The sequence below is a fragment of the Kineococcus anabasis genome (genome assembly GCF_054590795.1).
Genome location: NZ_BAAIHU010000017.1, coordinates 1 through 20,562 on the forward strand (window position 1 = coordinate 1; position 20,562 = coordinate 20,562).

Genomic DNA, 20,562 nt, shown 5'->3' on the forward strand with positions numbered 1-20,562 from the left:
CCGGGGCGGCGGGGCGCTGCGCGGCCGGGGCGGCGGGGCGCTGCGCGGCCGGGGCGGCGCACCCGGCGCCGGCCGACACGAGCACGGCCGCCACCAGCAACCCCCGCGCGATCCCGCGGGGGGCGCCCGGGGCGGGGCTCCTCACCGCGCGGGCACCGCCGCCCGGCGCCGGCGCGCCAGGAGCAGCACCGCCCCGCCCGCGAGCGCGCCGCCCGCCGCGAGAACCCCCGGGGCCGTGACCCCGCCCGCCGGCGCGCCCGCGGAACTGCCGCCACCGCCGGTGGCCGCCCCGCCGACCGGCGCCAGCGGCATGCCCGTCGCATCGCGCAGCGGGGTCACCGCGAGCGCACCGCCCGCCCCGTCGGTCACCGCCAGCGTGTAGACGCTGCCCGCGGCGACGGTGAGCGCCGCGGTGCCCGGCGTCGCGCTGCCGCCGCGCGGCGTGGCCGTCAGCTGCCAGGTGCCGGCCGGCACCTCCGCGTACCCGGTCGCCGTCGCGAAGGCCGCCCCGGCGGTGATCGGCGGACCGCCGGTCGTGGTGACGTCCACCGCCGGCGCGGTGCTCGCGGCGGACAGCACCCGCACCCTGGCGTGGCCCTGCGCCGGCGGGGTCAGGTCGTCGACGAGCGCCACCACGCGTGCGTCCTGCGGCGTCCCCAGGGCCGCGAAGGTGTACGACGTGCCCGCCTCGGCGCGCACCGCCCCCGAGAGCACCGGGGTGCTGCCCGGGGCGCTGCCCGCCGGGCGGATCGCCACGGAGTAGTAGCCCGCCGGGAGCCGGCCGTACCCCGTGACGTCGGCGTACCCGGCGCCCAGCGCCACCGTGGTCGGGGTGCCCGGCGTGCCGCCCTCGAAGGGGGCGACGTCGATGTCCATGTGGCCGAGGGCGGGCACGAGGTGCGCCGCGCGGACCCACGCCGGCCCGGTGCCCTGCACGGGCGCCGCGGTGGCCGCGGTGGCCGGGCCGAGCGCGAGCAGGGCGCCCCCCGCGGCCAGCACGACCCGGCGCAGGCCCCCCCGGTGCCGCTCCCCCGAGGCGCGGGGCCGGGGGATCCGCGCAGCGGGCGGCGCGCCGGCCCGCTCGCCCGCGGGCGCCGGGGCGGTCGGGGACGAGGAATCGGGCTCGGCGGCGGGACGCGGCCGGGGCACGGTCATGGGGAACTCCTCATCTGCGCGGAACTCCGCGCGGGGACTTCTGCTCGGGACGCTGATCGGGTCACTGCCCGGGACTTCTGCGCGGGATCTCCGCGCGGAGGCTCCTGCGGGTGGACGTGGACGTGGACGTGGACGCGGGCTGCGGCGGACCCGGGCCGGGTGGGCACCCTCACGAGGGTGCGGCGGACGCCGGGTCGAGGGGCAGGCGGACCGTCAGGACCTCCGAGGCGCCCCGGGGCGTGAGCTCCGCCACCGAGGGGGCGTAGGGGGCTCGCTGGGCGCGGGTGAACTCCAGCAGCGCCGCGGTGCCGGGCTCGCCGGCGGCCACGGCGGCACCGTCCACGCGGGCCACCTGCACCGTGCGCCGCAGCCGGCCGGCGGCGTCCTCCCCGACGACGGCGGGCAGGTCCACCACCTCCAGGTCGTGCCGCTGCGCCAGCGCCGCGAGCAGGACCAGCAGGCGCGGGTCGGCGCGCCCGGAGCGCAGCACCGCCGCCGCCTCCGGTGAGGCCCCCAGCGCCGGGTTGCGGGTGAGCGCGGCACCGGCCTGCGCGCGGGCCGCCTCGGTGGCCTCCCCGCCGGCGGGTGCGGCGGGTGCGGCGGGTGCGGCGGTTCCGGCGGGTGCGGGTGACGCGGTGGCCTCCGGTGCCCGGCGCACCTCGACGCGCCCCCCGCCGGAGCCGAAGACGGCCACCGCATCCGAGCCCGCCAGCGCCGACGCCAGGGCGGGGGAGCGTCCCGCCTCCTCGCGCACGGCGCGCGTGCTGAGGAGCCACTCCCAGCTCCCGGCGCCGGCCGCGGCGCCCGCCGGGACCACGTCCGCCCGGGCGCGGCCGTGCAGGAGGAGGTCCAGCCCGAGCGCCCCGTCGGTCCCGACGCGCTCACCGCGCGGCACCTCCGCCCCGACCCACGCCGCGGCGCGCGAAGCGGGGGTGGCGGCGTCCGGGTCGCCGGTGGTGAGCGCCAGCAGGGGCCGGGGCCACAGCACCGCGGCGGCGAGCGTCGTGGCCACCGCGACCAGGGCGAGCGCTCCCAGCGCCACCCCCGCCCGCTCCTGCGCCGCGCGCAGCGCCGGGGAGCGGTGACCGGCCAGGTTCCGCCACCGCCGCCACGCCGCGGCGGCGACGCCCGCCGGCAGCAGCGCGACCAGCGGCAGGGCCACGGCAGCGGCCGGGACGGGTGGGCCGGAGCGCCCCGGCCCCCTCAGCGCCAGCGCGACGCCGACCACCAGCGCACCGACGGCCACCGGCCGCAGCCGCCGCACCACCAGGCCGGCCGCGCCCGCCGCGACCAGCAGCGCCGGCAGGAGCAGCGTCCCGGCGTCCGGCGGGTGGGGCAGCGCGGTGCCCAGCGCCGCGGTGAGGGAACCCGGCAGAGCTGCGGCGAGCGCCCCGAGCGGCTCCCCGCGCAGCGCCGCGGAGGCTGCGAGCAGCGCGAAGGGCACCACGAAGAGCGATGCCGCGGCCGCCAGCGCGCGGCCCCGGGCGGGGCCCTCGCTGCGCTGCCACAGCAGCGACGCCACCGCCGGCGCCAGCAGCAGCCAGGAGGGCGCCGTCAGGACCGCCACCGCGTACGCCAGGCCCGCACCGGCGAAGGCGGGCAGCCGCCGCCCCGGGGAGGCGACCAGCACCAGCGCACCCACCGCCCAGGGGGCGGCGAGGTTCTCCGGGTGCACGCCCCGGTGCACCACGACCGCCGCGGGAGGAAGCGTGAACAGCAGCACCGCCACCGCCGCCGCCCAGCGCGGCAGGGCCAGCCGCCGGGCCAGCACCCACAGCAGCAGCGCCGTGACGGCCGTCGCCACCAGGACGGCCTCCCGTCCGGCGGCCACCGCGGAGCCGGCCCGCTCCAGGGCCCCGCTCAGCTCCAGCCAGACGGCCACCTGCAGCTCCGCCAGCGGCGGGGAGCCCGCGACCGGGCCGGGCGAGGTGCGCCCCTCCGGGGTCAGCGACCAGGCGCGCGCGACGAGAGCGGCCTCGGCCTCCAGCCGTTCCGGGGATCGGCCGGCCCCCCACCACTGCACCAGCAGGCCCACCGCGAGCACGGGCAGCAGGAGCGCCGCGGAGCGCAGGGCCAGCGGCCCGGAGGAGCGGGCGTAGGCACCACCCGGGCGCGGGTGCCCCCGCAGGGCCCGCACGGCGCCGCGCAGCCGGCCGGGCGCCTGCGGGCGGGGGCCCGTCAGCACCTCGGAGTTCGCCCCGCGGTGGCGGGTCCACCGGCGCCCCTCGGCCGGGACGGCGCGGCCGCCGGGGCGGGCGGCAGCGGTCGCGGGAACACGGGGGGTGCCCGGGATCCTGCGTGGGACGGACGTCACCCCGACGGTTCGCGGCCGGGCCGGTCGGCGTTCGCCCCGTCCCGGAGCACTTCACGTGATGTGCACCACAAATAGCACCCTCAGGCACGAGACGTTACTCAATGTGGCTGATTCGGTGCTGGACCGCTGAAGGAGGGCCCCCGAGCGGCCGACACGAGGCCATGAGCTGGAGCAGGAGCAGGACCGGAGCAGCCGCCGCCGTCGTGGCGCTCGCCGCCGGCGTCGTCGCGGTGGTCTCCACCACGGCCGGCGCCAGCGAGGAACCCCGCACGCCCGGGCGGGCCGCCGCGGCGCCCGTCGCCTTCCCCCGGGCCGCCGCCCGGCTGGAGGCCGAGAGCACCACCTTCCAGGCGCCGGCCGTGACCCGCATCGCGGACGCGGCCGCCTCCGGGGGCGCGGCGCTGCACCTGTGGTCCGGCGAGTCCGTCACGGGCTCCCTCACCGCACCCGCCGGCGACCTGCTCCTGCGCGCCTCCGGCCAGGAGTGCGACGGCTGGCCCCAGGTCGCGGTCTCGGTCGACGGGCGCTTCGTCGTGGCCGTCGACGTCGACTCCCGCGCCTGGCGCGACCTCGTCCTGCCCGGCGCCTGGCCCGGCGGCACCCACCGCCTCGAGCTGGCCTTCGCCAACGACACCGCCCGCGGCGACTGCGACCGCAACCTGCGCCTGGACGCCGTGGCCGTCGACCGCGCCGCCGCGCCGTCCGCGGTACCCGCCGGCGGCAACCTGTTCCTCGGGGCCCGCGGCTACGTCGACCCGCAGTCGCCCGCCCGCGCCGCCGCCGACGCGCGCCGCACGAGCGACCCGCGCGCCGCCGCGGCCCTGGACCGGGTCGCCGCCGGCCCCACCGCCGTCTGGTACGGCGAGTGGGTCCCCACCGCCGACCTCACCGGGCAGGTGGCCGCCCAGGTCGCCACCGAGACCGCCGCCGGTGCCCTGCCCGTCCTCGTCGCCTCCGCCGTCCCGCACCGCGAGTGCGGTGCCCGCCACGGCGGCGGCGCCGCGGACACCGCCGCCTACCTGCAGTGGGTGCGCGCGCTGGCCGACGGCATCGGCGCCCGCCGCGCCGCGGTCGTGCTCGAGCCCTACGCCCTGGCGCGGCTGGACGAGTGCCTGACGCCGCGGGAGCAGGCCGCCCGCACCGCGGCGCTGGCCGAGGCCGTGCGCGTCCTCGCCGCCAACCCCGGCACCGCCGTGTACCTGGACGCCGGCTCGCCCGGGCAGGTCCCGGTGCCCGTGATGGCCGAGCGGCTGCGCGCCGCGGGCGTCGCGGCGGCGCGCGGCTTCGCGCTCAACGTGGGCGGCTTCGCCACGGAGGCCGACGTCCTGCGCACCGGGACCGAGCTGTCCGGCGCCCTGGCCGGCAAGCCGTTCGTCGCCGACACCTCGCGCAACGGCCGCGGCCCGGGGGAGGGCACGTGCAACCCGGCGGGCCTGGCCCTGGGCCGGGCGTTCACCACCGACACCGGCAGCGCCCTGGCCGACGCGTTCACCTGGATCCGCCGCCCCGGGGAGTCCGACGGCCCGTGCAACGGCGGCCCCGCCGCGGGCACGTTCTGGGCCGAGTACGCCGTGGGGCTCGCCGAGCGCGCCGGCCGCTGACGTGCCTACCGTCGGCGGGTGAGGCACCCGCCGGCGGCCCCGCCCGCGCCCCAGCTCGACCGCGCCGGGCGGCTGGAGGTGGCCGTGGCCCGCGAGGGCGGGCGCTGCCTGTGGTGCGGGCAGGTGTTCTCCCGGCTGGTGCGGCCCACCACGGACCACCTCGTGCCGCGGGTCAAGGGCGGCCCGTCGTGGCTGGAGAACGAGGTGGCCGCGTGCCGGCGCTGCAACGGCGAGCGCGGCCACCGCAGCCCCGCGGACTGGCTGGCCGAGTGCCGGCTGCGGGGCTGGGAACCCGACGAGGGCGCGGTGACGCGGCGGCTGCGGGACCTGGGCGCCGCGATCGCCCGCCGCGGCGGGCAGCGCCGTGCCCGGCCCTACGTCGAGGCCCAGCTCCGCCGCCTCCCCCACGAGCCGGGGACCTGACGCGGGCACTGGCCGCGCGCACCCACCCCGGCGCGGGGAAACGGCGCTGTCACACGGAGCACCTAGCCTCCGGTGGACGACCGGCCCACGAGGCCGACGAGCACCGGAGGATCTGTGCACTTCCCGACGTCCCCCCTCTCCCGCTGGGCGTGCGGCGCCGCGACCGCCCTGGTCGCCGGCGTCCTCGTGGCGGGAGCCCCCACCGCGTCCGCGGCACCCGCCCCCGTCCCGGCCCCCGCCGCCCCGGCCTCCGCCCCCGCCGCGGCCGGGCCCCTGCTGAGCTACGTCGTCAACACCAGGGCCACCGGCGGCCACGTGAAGGCGGCCGAGCAGGCCGTCACCGCGGCCGGTGGCACCGTCGTGCAGACCTGGCGGGAGATCGGCGTCGTCGTGGCCCGCTCCACCGCGCCCGACTTCGCCCAGCGCGTGCGCGAGCTGGCCGCGGCGGCGCGCAAGCCCGTCGACTCCGCCGGACCGACCCGCACCGCCGCGATCGTGGAGGAGCCCGGGGGCACCGGCACCTTCCGGCCCACCGCGCCCACCGGCCCGGAGTACCAGTGGGACATGACGCAGATCGGCGTCGACGAGGCCCACCTCACCTCCACGGGCTCCCCCCGCGTCCTCGTCGGCGTCCTGGACAGCGGCGTGGACGAGACCCACCCCGAGCTGGACTCCAGCTTCGACGCGGCGAGCTCGGTCAGCTGCGTCCGCGGCGGCGTGCCGGACACGACGCCCGGGGCCTGGCGGCCCACCACCAGCGACCACGGCATGCACGTCGCCGGGACCATCGCCGCCGACCGCGACGGCGCGGGGATGGTCGGGGTCGCCCCCGACACGCGCATCGCGTCCGTCAAGGTCGTCGACGACGACGGCTACATCTACCCCGAGTACGCGGTCTGCGGCTTCATGTGGGCCGCGCAGCAGCGCATGGACGTGACGAACAACAGCTACTTCGTCGACCCGTGGATGTTCTGGTGCCCCGACGCCCCGGAGCAGGCCCCCGCGCTGGAGGCCGTGCGCCGTGCCGTGGCGCACGCGACCGACCGCGGCGTGCTGAGCGTGGCCGCGGCCGGCAACTCGAACTACGACCTGGCGAACAAGACGACGGACGCCAGCAGCCCCAACGACACCACCCCGGTCCCGCGGCCGGTCACGAACGCCTGCCTGGACATCCCGACCGAGCTGCCGGGCGTGGTGACCGTGTCCTCGGTGGACGCCTCGGGGGCGAAGTCGAGCTTCTCCAACTTCGGCCTCGACGTCATCGACGTCGCGGCTCCCGGCCGGGGGATCCTGTCCACGCTGCCCGGCGGGCTGTACGGCGTGAAGAACGGCACCTCGATGGCCTCCCCGCACGTGGCGGGCGTGGCGGCGCTGCTCGTCGCCGCACGTCCGGGGGCGAAGCCGGCGGAGCTGCTGCGGTTGCTGCAGCAGCAGGCCGACCTGCAGCCCTGCCCGGCCGGGGACGCCCGCTGCACGGCCGACGAGGACGAGACGGCGTTCCACGGCCACGGCCTCGTCGACGCCGCCGAGGCGGTGCAGCGCGGGCGCTGACCCGCGCCCGCGGGGGCCGAGCGCGGCCCGGGTCGGCCCGGGCCGCGCTCAGCCGAGGGCGCCGGCCGCCACCTTCAGGTCGGCGACGAGGGCGTCGTAGGCCTCCTGCCGGCCCTCCTCGGGCACCCGCAGCACCGCGGAGGGGTGGATGGTGCCGAGGAACGTCTTCTCCCCGCGCGAGGTGGCCAGCCGCATGAGCTGCCCCCGCTGCTTGGTGACGCGGAAGTCCTTGGGCAACAGCGCCTTGGCGGCGGTCGCGCCGAGGCAGACGACGACGTCGGGGTCCACGCGGGCGAGCTCGGCGGCCAGCCAGGGCCGGCAGGCGGTGAGGTGCGCCAGGTCCGGGCTCTTGTGGATGCGGCGCTTGCCCTCGCCGGCCTGCTCGAAGCGGAAGTGCTTGACCGCATTGGTGACGTAGACCTGCGTGCGGTCGATGCCGGCCTCCTCGACGGCGCGCTGCAGGAGCCTGCCGGCGGGCCCGACGAAGGGGATGCCGCGGCGGTCCTCCTGGTCGCCGGGCTGCTCGCCGACGAGGGCGAGGCGGGCGGTGGGGGAGCCGGCGGAGAAGACGACCTGGGTGGCGGGCTCCCACAGCTCGCAGCCGCGGCAGTCCTGCGCGGCGCGGTGCAGCGCCTCGACGTCGCCGTCGGCGGGCACCCACTGCTGCGCGCCGGGCCTCTCGGTGGTGCTCATGGCTCCCGAGGGTGTCCCAGGAGGGGCGCCGCGGCCATCGGAAGCACGGTCTGGCACCATAGATACATCATGGATGCAGCTCGTACACCCACTCTCGCCGTGCCGCGGGGCACCGCCGCGCCCGCCCTCCCCGCCGCCGAGCGCGTCTACGTCGCCGTCAAGACGGCGATCCTCGACCGCTCGCTGCCCGGGGGTGAGCTCCTCACCGAGGGGGACATCGCCGAGCGCGTCGGGGTCTCCCGCACCCCCGTGCGCGAGGGGCTGCTGCGGCTCGAGGCCGAGGGGCTGCTCCGGCTCATCCCCAAGCGCGGCGCGCTCGTCGTGCCCGTCTCCCCCGAGGAGGTGGAGGACGTCCTCGAGGCACGCGAGCTCGTCGAGGTCCACGCCGCCGAGGAGGCCTGGGCGCGCCGGGAGGGCTTCGTCCCGGAGCTGACCCGGCTGCTGGAGGCGATGCGCGCGGCGCTGGGGGCGCAGGACGCCTGGGCGCTGATGTCGGCGGACCGCGCCTTCCACGCCGCCGTCGTCACCGCCGCCGGCAACGCCGTCCTGACCCGCTTCTACGACAGCCTGCGCGACCGGCAGATGCGCATGGGGGTGGTGCGCATGCAGGACAGCCCCGACCGCATGGCCGACGCGGTGCGCGAGCACGGCGCGCTGCTCCGGGCGGCGCAGGACGGGGACCGCGAGACCTGGCGCCGCCTCAGCCGCGACCACGTCCGCGGTGCGGGCGCGCGCCTGCGGGGCACCCGGTGAGCGCCCCCACCCGGAAGCCCACCGCCCGGAACACCACCACCGGGACCACCGCCCCGCGCGGCGCGTGGCTCGTCCTGGCGGTGGGGATCCTCGCGTACGGCGTGGCCGTGCTCAACCGCACCTCCCTGAGCGCCGCCGGGATCGAGGCCTCCACCCGCTTCGGCATCGGGGCCGGCTCCCTGTCCAGCTTCGCCGTGCTCCAGCTCCTGGTCTACGCCGCGCTGCAGATCCCGGTCGGCGTCCTCATCGACCGCTGGGGTGCGCGCGTCCTCGTCGTGCTCGGCGCCGTGCTCATGGCCGGTGGGCAGCTCGCCCTCGCCCTGGCCACCGACGCCGGCCACGCGGTCGCGGCGCGGGTCCTGCTCGGGGCCGGCGACGCCATGACGTTCGTCAGCGTCCTGCGGATCGTCTCGGCGTGGTTCCCGCCGCTGCGCACGCCCGTCCTGACCCAGGTCGTGGGCCTGCTCGGCCAGGTCGGGCAGGTCGTCAGCGTCTACCCGCTGCTGTCCGTCCTGCACACGCGGGGCTGGGCCGCCGCCTACGCGGGAGCGGCCGCGCTCACCGCCCTGGGCGCGGTCCTGGCGTGGGTGGTGCTGCGGGACGCCCCGCCGGGGGTGCGGCCCCCGCGGGCCGCCAAGCCCCTGCCGCTCGTCCTGGCCGACCTGCGCGCCGCGTGGCGCTCCCCGGGCACCCGGCTGGGCCTGGCCTCGCACTTCGCCACGCCCTTCGGCTCCACCGCGTTCGCGCTGCTGTGGGGCTACCCGTTCCTCGTCTCGGGCCAGGGGCTGTCCCCGGCCGCGGCGAGCGCCCTGCTGACGGTGTTCGTCTGCGCGGGCGCCGTCGCCGGTCCGCTGCTCGGGGCGCTCGTGGCACGCCACCCGCTGCGCCGCTCCTGGCTGGTGCTGACGATCGTGGCGGTGCAGGCCCTGGCGTGGGCGCTGGTGCTGGCCTGGCCCGGCCGGGTGCCCCTGGCGCTGCTCGTCGCGCTGGTGCTGGCACTGGCCACGGGTGCGCCCGCCTCCATGATCGGCTTCGACTACGCCCGCACCGCCAACCCCCCGGAGCGGCTCGGCAGCGCCAGCGGCATCGTCAACGTCGGCGGGTTCACCTCCAGCCTGCTCGCGATCCTGCTGATCGGTCTGGTCCTGGACCTGCAGGGCGCCGGGACGCCCGCCACCTACACGCCCCGGGCGTTCGAGGTGGCGATGCTCGTGCACTTCCCGCTGTGGGGGATCGGGCTGGTGGCGATCCTGCGCGCCCGGGTGGCGGCGCGCGCGGAGCTCGCCGCGGGCGGGGTCGTCGTCCCGCCGCTGCGGCAGGCCATCCGCCGCGACCTGGCCGCCCGCCGGGGCGGGGGCTGAGGCGGGCGGGTGCGCGGTTTCCCGCGCCCGGACCCGGAGGAGGGCGGGCAGCGGGCCGCACAGCCGGGACGCGCCGGCGAGAGGCGCCGGTAACACCGGTGGTTCCCTCGGCAACATCGTCGTGGAAAGGTACGCGCCGTGACCAACGACACCCCCACAGCGCAGATCGGCGTCACCGGACTGGCCACGATGGGCCGCAACCTCGCGCGCAACATCGCCCGCCACGGCTACGTCACCGCCGTCCACAACCGCACCGAGGCCCGCACCAAGGCCCTGGTCGAGGAGTTCGGCCACGAGGGCACCTTCGTGCCCGGCTACACCGCGGAGGAGTTCGTCGCCTCCCTCACGAGCCCCCGCACGATCATCATCATGGTCAAGGCCGGCGCCCCGACCGACGCCGTCATCGACGAGCTGGCCCCGCTGCTGTCCGAGGGCGACATCCTCGTCGACGGCGGCAACGCCCACTTCGCCGACACCCGCCGCCGCGAGGCCGCCCTGCGCGAGCGCGGCATCCACTTCGCGGGCGTCGGGGTCTCCGGCGGCGAGGAGGGCGCCCTGCTCGGACCGAGCATCATGCCCGGCGGCAGCGAGCACGCCTACGCCAAGCTCGGCCCGATCCTCGCCGACATCGCGGTGAGCGTCGACGGCACCCCGTGCAGCACGCACGTCGGCCCCGACGGCGCCGGGCACTTCGTGAAGATGGTGCACAACGGCATCGAGTACGCCGACATGCAGCTCATCGCCGAGGCGTACGACCTGCTGCGGCACGGCCTGGGCCGCACTCCCGCCCAGCTCGCCGAGGTCTTCGACGCGTGGAACTCCGGTGACCTGGAGTCCTTCCTCATCGAGATCACCGCGCGGGTGCTGCGCGCGGAGGACCCCGCGCAGGCGGGCCGCCCCCTCGTGGACGTCATCGTCGACGAGGCGGAGCAGAAGGGCACCGGCCGCTGGACGGTGCAGACCGCCCTCGACCTCGGCACCCCCGTCTCCGGCATCGCCGAGGCCGTCTTCGCCCGCGCGCTGTCCGGCTCCGTCGCCCAGCGCAGGGCCGCCCAGGGCGTGCTGCCCGGTCCCGCCGACATCCCCGCGGTCGGCGAGCCCGGCGGCGAGGAGGGCGCGGGTGGTTTCGTCTCCGCCGCCGACGCCGACTCCTTCGTCGACGACGTGCGCGCCGCGCTGTACGCCTCCAAGGTCGTCGCCTACGCGCAGGGCTTCGACATGATCCGCGCCGGCAGCGAGGAGTACGGCTGGGGCATCGACCCCGGCGCGATGGCCACGATCTGGCGCGGCGGCTGCATCATCCGGGCCAGGTTCCTCGACCGGATCCGCGAGGCCTACGAGAAGCAGCCGGACCTGCCCTCGCTGCTGGTGGACCCGTACTTCGCCGGGGCCGTCGCCGCCGGCCAGGAGGCGTGGCGCCGCGTCGTGGTGCAGTCGGTGACCGCCGGCATCCCCGCGCCGGGCTTCTCCTCCTCGCTGGCCTACTACGACGGCCTGCGCCGCGAGCGCTCCTCCGCGGCGCTCGTGCAGGGGCAGCGCGACCTGTTCGGCGCGCACACCTACCGCCGCGTCGACCGCCCCGGCTCCTTCCACATCGACTGGAGCGGGGACCTGTCGGAGCAGCAGACCGCCTGAGCGCGGCACCGCCGCACCGCGGGGCCCGGGGGCGTCAGCGCTCCCGGGCCCCTTGCGGTGCGCGCCGCGCCGCGACGGGCCCGGAGGCGCGGGCGGCCCGCCTGCGCCGCCTGCGCCGCACGCCCCGCACCACCAGCAGCGCCAGCACCGCGTAGACGGCGTAGTCCAGCCAGGAGCTGTACTCCTCCACGACCCGGTACTGCGTGCCCAGGGCCAGCCCCAGGCCGATGAGCGCGGCGTTCCACAGCGCCGAGCCCGCCAGGGTGAGCAGCCCGAAGCGCAGCAGCGGCATCCGCGACGTCCCCGCCGGCAGGGAGATGAAGCTGCGCACCCCCGGGATGAACCGCCCCGTGAAGACGGCTGTGGAGGCGTGCCGCTCGAACCAGTCGGTGGCGCGGTGCAGGTCGTCGGCGTCCATCAGCGGGATGCGCCCCACCAGCGCCGCCATCCGCTCCCGGCCCAGCCTCGCGCCCAGCCAGTACAGGACGAACGAGCCCGCCACGGTGCCCACCACCGACAGCAGGAACACCGGCAGCAGCTCCATCCGGCCGCGGTTGACGAGGTAGCCGGCCAGCGGCAGCACCACCTCGCTGGGGATCGGGGGGAACACCACCTCCAGGAACCCGAGGAAGCCCACCCCCACCGGGCCCAGGCGTTCCACCACGTCCAGCACGAAGCCGGTCAGGCCGCCCGCCCCGCCCGACTGCGCCGCCAGCGCCAGTCCCTGTGCCGTCATGCCTGTGCCGTCATGTGCGCGTGTCCTCCCGGAGCTGCCCGTGCGGCGGACCGTCCGCCGCGGGCGCCGTGTCCGGGATGACGCCCGCCCCCGCGGCGAAGTTCCGCGCGTCCTCACCGTGCAGCACCCGCGCCGGGGCCGCACCCCCGCTGAGGGCCCGCACCAGCGCCGGTGCGGGCAGCGGCGCCGGGGAGGCCAGGAGCAGCACGTTGCCGTAGCGCCGGCCCCGCAGCTGCGCGGGCTCGGCGACGAGGGCCACGTGCTCGAAGACGGCCAGCGCGGTCGCCAGCTCCGCCCGCGAGCGCGGCATGGGCGGGCGGTCGGCGAGGTTGGCGACGTACACCCCACCGGGGGCGAGGACCCGCCGGACGTCGGCGACGAAGCCGACGGTGGTCAGGTGCGCGGGGACCGCGTCGTGGGCGAAGGCGTCGCGCACCACCGCGTCCTGGCTGCCCTCCGGCAGGGCCGCCACCCCGTCGCGGCCGTCCTTGACGCGGATCCGGAACCGCGGGTGCGAGCGCAGGCCGAACGCCTCCCGGGCCAGCTCCACCAGCCTGCCGTCGACCTCGAACACCACCTGCGCGGAGCCGGGGCGGGTGACCTCCAGGTAGCGGGGCAGGACGCAGCCGGCGCCGCCGAGGTGCGCGGCGCGCAGCGGGGCCGGCGGCGGGGAGACGGCGGCCAGGACGGCGGCGGTCCACTGCTGGTACTCGAAGTCCAGCCGGGTGGGGTCGGCGAGGTCCACGTAGGAGCTCGGGACCCCGTTGACGAGGACCAGCCAGCCGTCGGGGTCGTCGCGGTCGCGCTCGAAGCGCACGGTGCCGGTGCTGATGGTCGCCTCGCCCTCGGTGGGGGCGGGCCGTCGGGGGCGTGCCACGGGAGGGCATCCTCCCGCACCGGCGGCCCCGCCCGCCGGGCCGCCCGCCGGGCCGCTCACCGGCCCGGCGGGGGAGGCAGTGAAGTTCTCGGCGCAGGATGCCGAGGAAGGAGGCATGGCGACCTTCCTCCTCTTCGTGCTCCTCGCGTGCTTCCTCGTCCCCGCTGTCCTCGAGCGCCGCGCCCGCCGCCGTGCGGCCAGCCCGTACCTGCTGCCCGCCGTGGACGCCCCGCCGCACGCCGCCCTGGTCCCCGTGCCCCGCGGCCGCTCCCGCCGCCGCTACGTCGACGCCGGCCTGGCCGAGGTCGACACCTGGCTGCGCGAGCAGGCCGACGCCGCCTGAGCTCCACCGCCTGAGCCCCACCGCGCCGCCCGGCGCCCCGGGACCGTTCCCGGCGCCGGCCCCGCGCGCGCGGGCGCCGCACGACCCCTAGCGTCGGACCAGAGCACGAGCGGTCCGGACGAGCCCGTCGACGGGCGGGGGAGGAACTGATGTTCAAGGGACTATTCGGCAGGGACGACTCCGACGACGAGCCGCGCGCGGGCGAGGACTCCAAGGCGACCGCGCTGGTCCAGCGGCTGGTGGACGCCGGCATCGACGGGGTCGGCCCGTTCGCCTCCGCCGTCTCCGTCGCCGAGCGCGCCCGCGCCGGGCACCCCAGCGCCGAGTCCGCGGTGCACGTCGTGGTGCGCCGGCACACCCGGATGGCCGCCGCCAGCGGGTTCGCCACCGGCGTGGGCGGCCTGGTGACGATGCCCGTGGCCCTGCCCGCCAACATCGCCGGGTTCTACGTGCTGGCCACCAGGATGGTGGCTGCCGTGGCCCACCTGCGCGGCTACGACGTGACCAGGCCGGAGGTCCGCAGCGCCGTCCTGCTCGCCCTGCTCGGCAACGACGCCAGCCAGGTCCTGCGCTCCGCCGGGGTCCCGGTCCCCGGCGTCGGCGGCGTCCTGGGCGGCCTGGCCACCAGACGCCTGCCCCGCGACGTCCTCATGATCATCAACAAGGGGGTGGGCTTCCGGCTGCTCGCCCGCCTCGGCGGCGTCGGCGTCCTGCAGTCCTCCCGCATCCTGCCGGTGCTCGGCGGGGTCGTCGGCGCCGGGGCGGACGTCGTCCTGCTGCGCCGCATCGCCAAGCACGCCGAGCGGGAGTTCACCCCCCTGAACCGTCCCGTGCCGGCGCCCGGCGGTGCCGCGGCCGAGGGGAGCTGAGCGGCCGGGACCCGGCCCCGGCCTCGGCCCCGGAACCCGGCGCCCGCCCCACCGCGTTGGGCGGGGTGGTACCGGTCCGCGCCCGCCGCGGGCGCAGCACGGCACGAGGGGGAGACGACGTGGACCCGCGCCACCTGACGACGACCCGCCGCCGCGCGGCCCTGGCCGTGCTGTGGCGCACGGTGCGCGACGGTGCGCACGAGGGCGACGCCGGCGTGGTGGAGCGGCTGCGCGCCCTGCCGCGCATGTGCGCGGCCGTGGCCCGCGGCGACTACCGCGGCACCAGCCGCCTGCGCCTGCTGCTGGCCGGTGCGGCGGCGGGCTACGTCCTGTCCCCGGTGGACCCGCTGCCGGAGGCGCTGCTGGGCCTGCTGGGCACCCTCGACGACGCGGCGGTGGCGGCCTGGGTGGCCGGCACCCTGCTCGGCGCGCTGGAGGACTTCGTGCGCTGGGAGCGCACCGCCGGGGTCGTGCCCGGTCAGGTCGTGGACGACGACGCCGGGGGCTCCCGGCACGACGCGCGGGCCCTCCCGCCCGGGACCGTGCGCACCGCCCCGGCCCGCAGGGCGCGCCGCCGCCGCTGAGCACCGCGCCGCCGCGCCTCGTCCACAGGCTCCTCCGCGGGCGGGGCGGCGCCCGGGCGGTGGACGGGGGGCACCGGCCGGTGCGCGCTCCCCGAGCCTGGTGCGGTGCCGCACCCACCCCTGTCGCTGACCTGCCCGCGCGACCTGCTCGCGAGCGTTCCCTACCAGCTCGGCTTCGTGCCGGCCGACAGCCTCGTCGTCGTCCACCTCGACGTCCCGGCGGGGCCACCCGGCCGCACGCCCCGCGGCGGGCGGCTCACCGGTGACGGTCCCGTCGCGGCGCCGGGGCGGCTCGCGGTGACGGCCGTGGCCCGGGCCGACCTGCCCGCCGGCGAGGACGCGCAGGCGGACGTCCTGGAGGCGCTGACCGGCACCGTGGCGGCGGGCGCGCCCTGGGCGGTGGCGGTCGTCTACGAGGCCGCGGACACCGGTGGCGGCCCCCCGCCGCGCGCGGCCCTCGTCGACTCCCTCGGAGCGGCCCTGGCGGCACGCGGCGCGGTGCTGCTCGACGCCTGGCACGTGGGTGCGGCGGCGTACCGCTCCTACCGGTGCCCACCCGGTGAGCACCCCGGCTGCTGCCCGCCCGGCGGCCGTCCCGCGGCCGACCTGCGGCGCGGGCCCGTCCCCGCCGAGGCCGTCTGGCGCGGCCTGGCCGCGGCCCCCTCGCGCCGGGAGGCCCTGCCGGACCTGCGGCCGGCCGCCGCGGGCGCGCGCCGGGAGGTGCTGCGGGCGGTCGCCGCCCTGCCCGCGCCCTCCGCCGCGGCGCTGCCCGCGTGGCGCGCGGCGTCCCTGGCCCGCTGGCGGCGGGCGCGGGCCCGCTACGAGCGCGGCGCCCCGCGGAGGGCGGTCGTCGGTCCCGCCGAGTGCGCCGCCCTGCTGGCCGCCCTCGCCGACGTGCCGGTCCGGGACGCGGTGCTCGTCGACCTCGGGGCCGGCGCCGGGCAGGCCGCGGAGGCCGTGGCGGCCGGCCGGGGCGCGCGGGCCGTCGCCGGCGCGCTGGCGGGCGCGCCGGACGCGGCCGTGGCGGCGGCGACCGTCCGGCTGGCCCACGACCTCGCGGTGCGCTGCGACGGCCCGGCGGCCGCGCCCGCGCTGGCGGTGGCGGCCTGGGCCTCCTGGACCTGCGGTGCCGCCCCCGCCGCGGGGGAGTACGCCGCCGCGGCCCTGGAGCGCGACCCCCGCCACCGCCTCGCGCTGCTCGTCGCCCGTGCGGTGGCGGTGGGGCTGCCCCCGCGCCCCCCGGCGGGTGCGGGGGTCCCCGGCTGAGCCGACCGGGTACGCCCATCGGGTACGGTTCGCCCCGGCCCTGGGCGGAGCACGGCGCCCCGGGTGACCGCCCAGCCCGTGCCCGGAGGACTGCATGACGATCGTCGTCGGCCTGGTGCCCACCCCCGAGGGACGCGCCGCGCTGGAGCAGGCCGCCGGGATCGCGGTGCGGGAGCGCGCCTCCCTGCTGGCCGTGCGCAGCGTGCGGCCGGGCCGCGAGCAGGACCCCGAGGAGCTCGCCGCGCTGGAGGGCGTCCTGGCGGGCGCGCGCACCCGGCTGGAGGGCGAGGGGCTGTCCCTGGAGCTGCGAGAGGTCCCCGACAGCGTCGACTCCGCCGAGGACCTGATCACCGCGATCGAGGACACCGACGCGCGGCTGGTGGTCATCGGGTTGCGGCGCCGGACCCCTGTGGGCAAGCTGATCCTCGGCGCCAGCGCACAGCGCGTCCTGCTGGACGCGCCCTGCCCGGTCCTCGCCGTCAAGGCGCCCTGACAGCCCTCCCCGCCACCGCCGGCCGGGGGAGTCCCGCGCGGCACGCCACGCGAGGGCCTGAGGCATGCCACAATCGGCAGTTGATGTTTCCCGGGCATGTTCCGGCGCCTCCCGGCGTTGAGCACTACCGGTGACATCACCGGTCGCTGCACGCGACCCGTTCCGCCCCTCGACGAAAGGCAGTACGTGTCGTCGGCATCGACCTCCCGGCCGCTCCCGCCCGAGTTCGCCCACGAGTCCTTCCAGCAGCTCATGCAGGAGGGGACCGCCCGCGGTTACGTCGAGGCGCACGCCGTGCGCACCGCCTGCGAGGACGCCCAGCTGCCCCTGCAGCGCATGAAGGCCGTCCTGCGCGCCCTCGACGACGCCGGAGTCTCCGTGCGCGTGGAGGAGCCGGAGGCTCCCCGGCGCGCCGTGGCCGCCACCTCGGCCCGCCGGACCACGTCGACCGCGACCGCCGCCAAGAGCGCCACCAAGGCCGCCAAGGCACCCGCCGCGAAGGCCACCCGCGCCCCGGCCAAGAAGGCCGCACCCGCCGACCCGGCCGCGCCCGCGCCGGCACGTGCCCGCAAGACCGCCACCGCGGCCCCCGCCACCGACGGCGCGGCGCCCACCGAGGAGGTCGCGGAGGACATCGCGCTCGAGGACGTCCTCACCGACGTGCCCGCCGGCGCCCTGGAGGAGGTCGAGGAGATCGCGGCGGAGGCCGAGACCGAGACCGGCACCCCCAAGGCGCCCACCACCGGTGGCTTCGTCCTGACCGACGACGACGACGACGCCCCCGCGCAGCAGGTCGCCACCGCCGGCGCCACCGCCGACCCGGTCAAGGACTACCTCAAGCAGATCGGCAAGGTGGCCCTCCTCAACGCCGAGCAGGAGGTCGAGCTCGCCAAGCGCATCGAGGCCGGCCTGTTCGCCGAGGAGAAGCTGCACTCCGGGGCGAAGATCGAGCCCAAGCTCAAGCGCGAGCTGTGGTGGATCGCCGAGGACGGCCGCCGCGCCAAGAACCACCTGCTCGAGGCCAACCTGCGCCTCGTCGTCTCCCTCGCCAAGCGCTACACCGGCCGCGGCATGCTCTTCCTGGACCTGATCCAGGAGGGCAACCTCGGCCTCATCCGCGCGGTGGAGAAGTTCGACTACACCAAGGGCTACAAGTTCTCGACGTACGCCACGTGGTGGATCCGGCAAGCCATCACCCGTGCCATGGCCGACCAGGCCCGCACCATCCGCATCCCGGTGCACATGGTCGAGGTCATCAACAAGCTCGCCCGCGTCCAGCGGCAGATGCTGCAGGACCTCGGGCGCGAGCCCACCCCGGAGGAGCTCGCCAAGGAGCTCGACATGACCCCGGAGAAGGTCGTCGAGGTCCAGAAGTACGGTCGTGAGCCGATCTCCCTGCACACGCCCCTGGGCGAGGACGGCGACTCCGAGTTCGGTGACCTCATCGAGGACTCCGAGGCGGTCGTGCCCGCCGACGCGGTGAGCTTCACGCTGCTCCAGGAGCAGCTGCACTCCGTGCTGGACACCCTCTCCGAGCGCGAGGCGGGCGTGGTGTCCATGCGCTTCGGTCTCACCGACGGGCAGCCCAAGACGCTCGACGAGATCGGCAAGGTGTACGGCGTGACCCGGGAGCGGATCCGCCAGATCGAGTCCAAGACCATGTCGAAGTTGCGGCACCCGTCGCGCTCGCAGGTGCTGCGCGACTACCTGGACTGACGTCCGAAGCAGACGACGGGGGCGCCTTGCAGGACGGGAGGCGCCCCGTCGACTGCGCCGTACCCCCTGTCGGGGTCACCACATTGGTGCGCTTCCCCGTCTCGATGGCGTTCCTCGACGTCCTACTGATCACCGGCGCAGGCCTTGCGCGTGGGTCGTAGAAGATCATCCTGTGAAGGTGCTCGGACGAGTGGGAGTGGGGTGGCCTGCTGCAGCCGGTTTTGAGAGCGGCCGCCTTCCTCCGGCGCCGGTGGTTGACGTTGCAGGCGGACCTGGACGGCTGGCGGTTCGAGCCGCTCATGGCATGGTTCGGCGACGTGCCGCTGGGGGGCGCACCGCTGCTCCTCACCCGCCAGGGGCCCCTGCTGATAGAGGCACGCATGCCCTTCCCGTGCATCGGTCCAGCACTGCCGCCCCGCGCCTCCCAGCGACTACATGGTCCTGTATTCTGGGCACGTCCACACGGCTGTGCCTTCTTTCCGCTCGGGTTCGCATCTGGGCACATGTCACCCGGTCCAGGCGGCGGAAAAGGCTAGGTAGGACCAGTACGAGGACACGACGCTCGTCATCGATTGGGTCTGTCGATCGTCTCCGGGCACGCAGTGACGCTGTACTCATTGGCGGGATGCGGGGTCTCGGGCGCGCCGAGCCGATGTTCCTGCAACCACCTTGTACATCCGCAAAGCCGTATGGGCGTCAGATACGGACATGTGTGCTTTGAAGAATTGGGCGTGATAGACGCGGGCGTCGCCCGATTTGAGCAGGGACTCAGCGCCGAGGAAAAAACGTCCATGTTTTCAACATGTGCCCACTCCTCGTAGAGGCGGCTGCACCAAGTGTTCCATCACGCGGCGAAACCACGTGAACGCCTACCGTCGCCGTGCTGAGCCGTTCGGGCAGGTTATCCATGACTCCTGCGGTGCATCGAGTGGTGCGCGAGCGCACCGCCAGTCGCCTGGTTAGGCTGCACGCGCTTGAGCAGGCGGCAAACGTTCCAGGTCGGGTGATCGTGAGGATGGACATGCTGGTGCGACCGGTGGAAGCGGTGGACGATCACTGCTCTTCCGTCACTGGGCTCGCCACTGAGCTAGCCGGGCGACTGCAGTCCCTCCGCAGAAGGCTTCCTGAAGCGTTCGGGGAGCCGTCGCTAGCGGCCTTCTATGCCCGGTACCGTGAGAGTGACCGCGGAGTGGCAGCAACATTGGTCCGCCACCCGGTGCAGTGTGCGGTGGCCGCGCTCGCCACCGCGCGGTTGCCGCTCCACCTGGCGGTGCTCTCGCGGAGCCGCGAGGGCGGCATGTTGTACCAAGCGCTCGCCCGGCCCTTCATGCCTCTACTTCCCCAAGCATTCGTAGGGGCGGCTGTCCTTCGCATTCCGGAGGACGCGGGCGAGTACAGCCAGGGTCGCTCCAAGCAGACGCTTCGACGCAAATCGCGGGCTGCCCTCCGGCGCGGGATCCACGTGGAGAAAGTTGAGGGCCCCGACGAACGACGGCGCCTGCTCGAGCGCGCCAACGCTACCGAGCGCGCACATCCAGATCTGCAGTACCGCGTCACTGCACCGGACAACGACGATCTACTCGAGAATAGGCTGTGGTTGGTCGCCCGCTCCCGGACTGGGGACCCGCTTGTGCTGGCCGTGACGCCTTATGATGGTCGGTGGGCGCTGCTGCGTTACTTTCGCGCCATCGGAAATGGTGACGAGTGCAGCGATGCGCGCTATCACCTGTGCATCGCCCTCGTCGAGGAGCTCTCTCAGCGAGGAGTCCGCTTCCTGCTCGACCCGTGGAGCCCAGCTGGCTTGCCCAACGGGTTACGGCACTTCCAGCGGATGGTCGGCTTCCGTCTCGTGCGCGTCGTCCCGGTCCGCCGCCGCAGAGGCACGACCTGCTCGGAGGTCTGAAGGGACGACGTCGTGGAGCAGGACACGGCTCGTAACGTCGATCGTGTGCGCCGAGGACTCAAGTTGGCTTCTCGGGTGCCGAAACAGCACCTATGGGCGTGCGGGCAGTGCAGCGGTCGTTCGTGCTGGGCGTCCTCTCGGTGCTCGCCTTCTGCGGTTCCTTCCTCGCTCCAGTGACCCCGCAGGCTGCTCACGCGGTGGTGGGGTCGTCGCGGGTGTTGGCGACGGGGGTGGAGGTGTTCTCCCTGTGGCGGGACTGGCCGGTGAACGCCGCGATGCTGGACCGGGT

The 20,562-nt window shown here is 76.7% G+C and carries 18 protein-coding genes; 13 read left to right on the forward strand and 5 right to left on the reverse strand.

Translation table 11 applies throughout. The features are described 5' to 3' along the window. Positions 1-141: 141 nt before the first annotated feature. Both ACYQBY_RS22070 and ACYQBY_RS22075 read right to left on the reverse strand, forming a co-directional pair. Entirely contained in the window at positions 142-1,155 is a 1,014-nt protein-coding gene (locus tag ACYQBY_RS22070; protein WP_459646056.1) for a DUF4397 domain-containing protein, read from the reverse strand. 169 nt (positions 1,156-1,324) lie between these two features. Then, positions 1,325-3,340 carry a hypothetical protein gene (locus tag ACYQBY_RS22075; RefSeq protein ID WP_459646057.1) on the reverse strand — a complete coding sequence of 672 codons (2,016 nt, stop codon included), beginning with the start codon at positions 3,338-3,340 and terminating at the stop codon, positions 1,325-1,327. 290 nt (positions 3,341-3,630) lie between these two features. Here ACYQBY_RS22075 and ACYQBY_RS22080 point away from each other — a divergent pair, with 290 nt between their 5' ends. The 3 genes from ACYQBY_RS22080 (at position 3,631) to ACYQBY_RS22090 (ending at position 7,044) form a co-directional block, all read left to right on the forward strand. After that, positions 3,631-5,070, forward strand: coding sequence for a glycoside hydrolase family 6 protein (locus ACYQBY_RS22080; protein ID WP_459646058.1), 1,440 nt, complete (start codon positions 3,631-3,633; stop codon positions 5,068-5,070). An 18-nt stretch (positions 5,071-5,088) separates the two neighbouring features. After that, complete coding sequence (locus tag ACYQBY_RS22085) at positions 5,089-5,493, forward strand: HNH endonuclease (protein ID WP_459646059.1); 405 nt, start codon at positions 5,089-5,091, stop codon at positions 5,491-5,493. Between the two features lie 114 nt (positions 5,494-5,607). Next, complete coding sequence (locus tag ACYQBY_RS22090; RefSeq protein ID WP_459646060.1) at positions 5,608-7,044, forward strand: S8 family peptidase; 1,437 nt, start codon at positions 5,608-5,610, stop codon at positions 7,042-7,044. A gap of 48 nt (positions 7,045-7,092) precedes the next feature. Here ACYQBY_RS22090 and ACYQBY_RS22095 read toward each other — a convergent pair whose 3' ends face one another. Further along, a complete protein-coding gene (locus ACYQBY_RS22095; RefSeq protein WP_459646061.1) occupies positions 7,093-7,737 on the reverse strand; it encodes a UdgX family uracil-DNA binding protein in 645 nt (214 codons plus the stop codon). A gap of 69 nt (positions 7,738-7,806) precedes the next feature. On the opposite strand from ACYQBY_RS22095, the gene ACYQBY_RS22100 reads away from it, so the two are divergent. The 3 genes from ACYQBY_RS22100 to gndA all read left to right on the forward strand — a co-directional run bounded on the left by ACYQBY_RS22100 (position 7,807) and on the right by gndA (position 11,486). Continuing rightward, positions 7,807-8,490 carry a GntR family transcriptional regulator gene (locus ACYQBY_RS22100; RefSeq protein WP_459646062.1) on the forward strand — a complete coding sequence of 228 codons (684 nt, stop codon included), beginning with the start codon at positions 7,807-7,809 and terminating at the stop codon, positions 8,488-8,490. After that, positions 8,487-9,851, forward strand: coding sequence for an MFS transporter (locus tag ACYQBY_RS22105; RefSeq protein ID WP_459646063.1), 1,365 nt, complete (start codon positions 8,487-8,489; stop codon positions 9,849-9,851). The genes ACYQBY_RS22100 and ACYQBY_RS22105 overlap by 4 nt, the downstream gene beginning before the upstream one ends. A 189-nt stretch (positions 9,852-10,040) precedes the next feature. Beyond that, complete coding sequence (gene gndA / locus ACYQBY_RS22110; RefSeq protein ID WP_459646073.1) at positions 10,041-11,486, forward strand: NADP-dependent phosphogluconate dehydrogenase; 1,446 nt, start codon at positions 10,041-10,043, stop codon at positions 11,484-11,486. A gap of 34 nt (positions 11,487-11,520) precedes the next feature. Here the strand turns inward: gndA and ACYQBY_RS22115 are convergent, their stop codons facing one another. Next, positions 11,521-12,222 (reverse strand): DedA family protein, encoded by a 702-nt coding sequence (locus ACYQBY_RS22115; protein ID WP_459646064.1) that lies wholly within the window; start codon positions 12,220-12,222, stop codon positions 11,521-11,523. Between the two features lie 10 nt (positions 12,223-12,232). Continuing rightward, a complete protein-coding gene (locus ACYQBY_RS22120; protein WP_459646065.1) occupies positions 12,233-13,099 on the reverse strand; it encodes a spermidine synthase in 867 nt (288 codons plus the stop codon). Positions 13,100-13,214: 115 nt separating this feature from the next. Here ACYQBY_RS22120 and ACYQBY_RS22125 point away from each other — a divergent pair, with 115 nt between their 5' ends. The 7 genes from ACYQBY_RS22125 (at position 13,215) to ACYQBY_RS22155 (ending at position 20,273) form a co-directional block, all read left to right on the forward strand. Continuing rightward, positions 13,215-13,442 (forward strand): hypothetical protein, encoded by a 228-nt coding sequence (locus tag ACYQBY_RS22125; protein WP_459646066.1) that lies wholly within the window; start codon positions 13,215-13,217, stop codon positions 13,440-13,442. Between the two features lie 149 nt (positions 13,443-13,591). Further along, positions 13,592-14,311, forward strand: a complete 720-nt coding sequence (locus ACYQBY_RS22130; RefSeq protein WP_459646067.1) for an EcsC family protein — start codon at positions 13,592-13,594, stop codon at positions 14,309-14,311. 119 nt (positions 14,312-14,430) lie between these two features. Beyond that, positions 14,431-14,895, forward strand: a complete 465-nt coding sequence (locus ACYQBY_RS22135; RefSeq protein WP_459646068.1) for a DUF1232 domain-containing protein — start codon at positions 14,431-14,433, stop codon at positions 14,893-14,895. 105 nt (positions 14,896-15,000) lie between these two features. Then, positions 15,001-16,161: a DUF4192 family protein gene (locus tag ACYQBY_RS22140; RefSeq protein WP_459646069.1), complete on the forward strand. Its 1,161-nt coding sequence runs from the start codon at positions 15,001-15,003 to the stop codon at positions 16,159-16,161. Positions 16,162-16,255: 94 nt separating this feature from the next. Beyond that, positions 16,256-16,654 carry a universal stress protein gene (locus ACYQBY_RS22145; protein ID WP_459646070.1) on the forward strand — a complete coding sequence of 133 codons (399 nt, stop codon included), beginning with the start codon at positions 16,256-16,258 and terminating at the stop codon, positions 16,652-16,654. A 186-nt stretch (positions 16,655-16,840) separates the two neighbouring features. Further along, positions 16,841-18,370 (forward strand): RNA polymerase sigma factor, encoded by a 1,530-nt coding sequence (locus ACYQBY_RS22150; protein WP_459646071.1) that lies wholly within the window; start codon positions 16,841-16,843, stop codon positions 18,368-18,370. Between the two features lie 931 nt (positions 18,371-19,301). Further along, a complete protein-coding gene (locus ACYQBY_RS22155; protein ID WP_459646072.1) occupies positions 19,302-20,273 on the forward strand; it encodes a hypothetical protein in 972 nt (323 codons plus the stop codon). The last annotated feature ends 289 nt before the right edge of the window (positions 20,274-20,562 follow it).

What these genes read in the sequence shown, in the direction of transcription:
- ACYQBY_RS22070 (WP_459646056.1), bottom strand. Translation starts at nt 1,155, where the DNA reads ATGACCGTGCCCCGGCCGCGTCCCGCCGCCGAGCCCGATTCCTCGTCC.
- ACYQBY_RS22080 (WP_459646058.1), top strand. Translation starts at nt 3,631, where the DNA reads ATGAGCTGGAGCAGGAGCAGGACCGGAGCAGCCGCCGCCGTCGTGGCG.
- ACYQBY_RS22095 (WP_459646061.1), bottom strand. Translation starts at nt 7,737, where the DNA reads ATGAGCACCACCGAGAGGCCCGGCGCGCAGCAGTGGGTGCCCGCCGAC.
- ACYQBY_RS22100 (WP_459646062.1), top strand. Translation starts at nt 7,807, where the DNA reads ATGGATGCAGCTCGTACACCCACTCTCGCCGTGCCGCGGGGCACCGCC.
- gndA (WP_459646073.1), top strand. Translation starts at nt 10,041, where the DNA reads ATGGGCCGCAACCTCGCGCGCAACATCGCCCGCCACGGCTACGTCACC.
- ACYQBY_RS22115 (WP_459646064.1), bottom strand. Translation starts at nt 12,222, where the DNA reads ATGACGGCACAGGGACTGGCGCTGGCGGCGCAGTCGGGCGGGGCGGGC.
- ACYQBY_RS22125 (WP_459646066.1), top strand. Translation starts at nt 13,215, where the DNA reads ATGGCGACCTTCCTCCTCTTCGTGCTCCTCGCGTGCTTCCTCGTCCCC.
- ACYQBY_RS22130 (WP_459646067.1), top strand. Translation starts at nt 13,592, where the DNA reads ATGTTCAAGGGACTATTCGGCAGGGACGACTCCGACGACGAGCCGCGC.
- ACYQBY_RS22145 (WP_459646070.1), top strand. Translation starts at nt 16,256, where the DNA reads ATGACGATCGTCGTCGGCCTGGTGCCCACCCCCGAGGGACGCGCCGCG.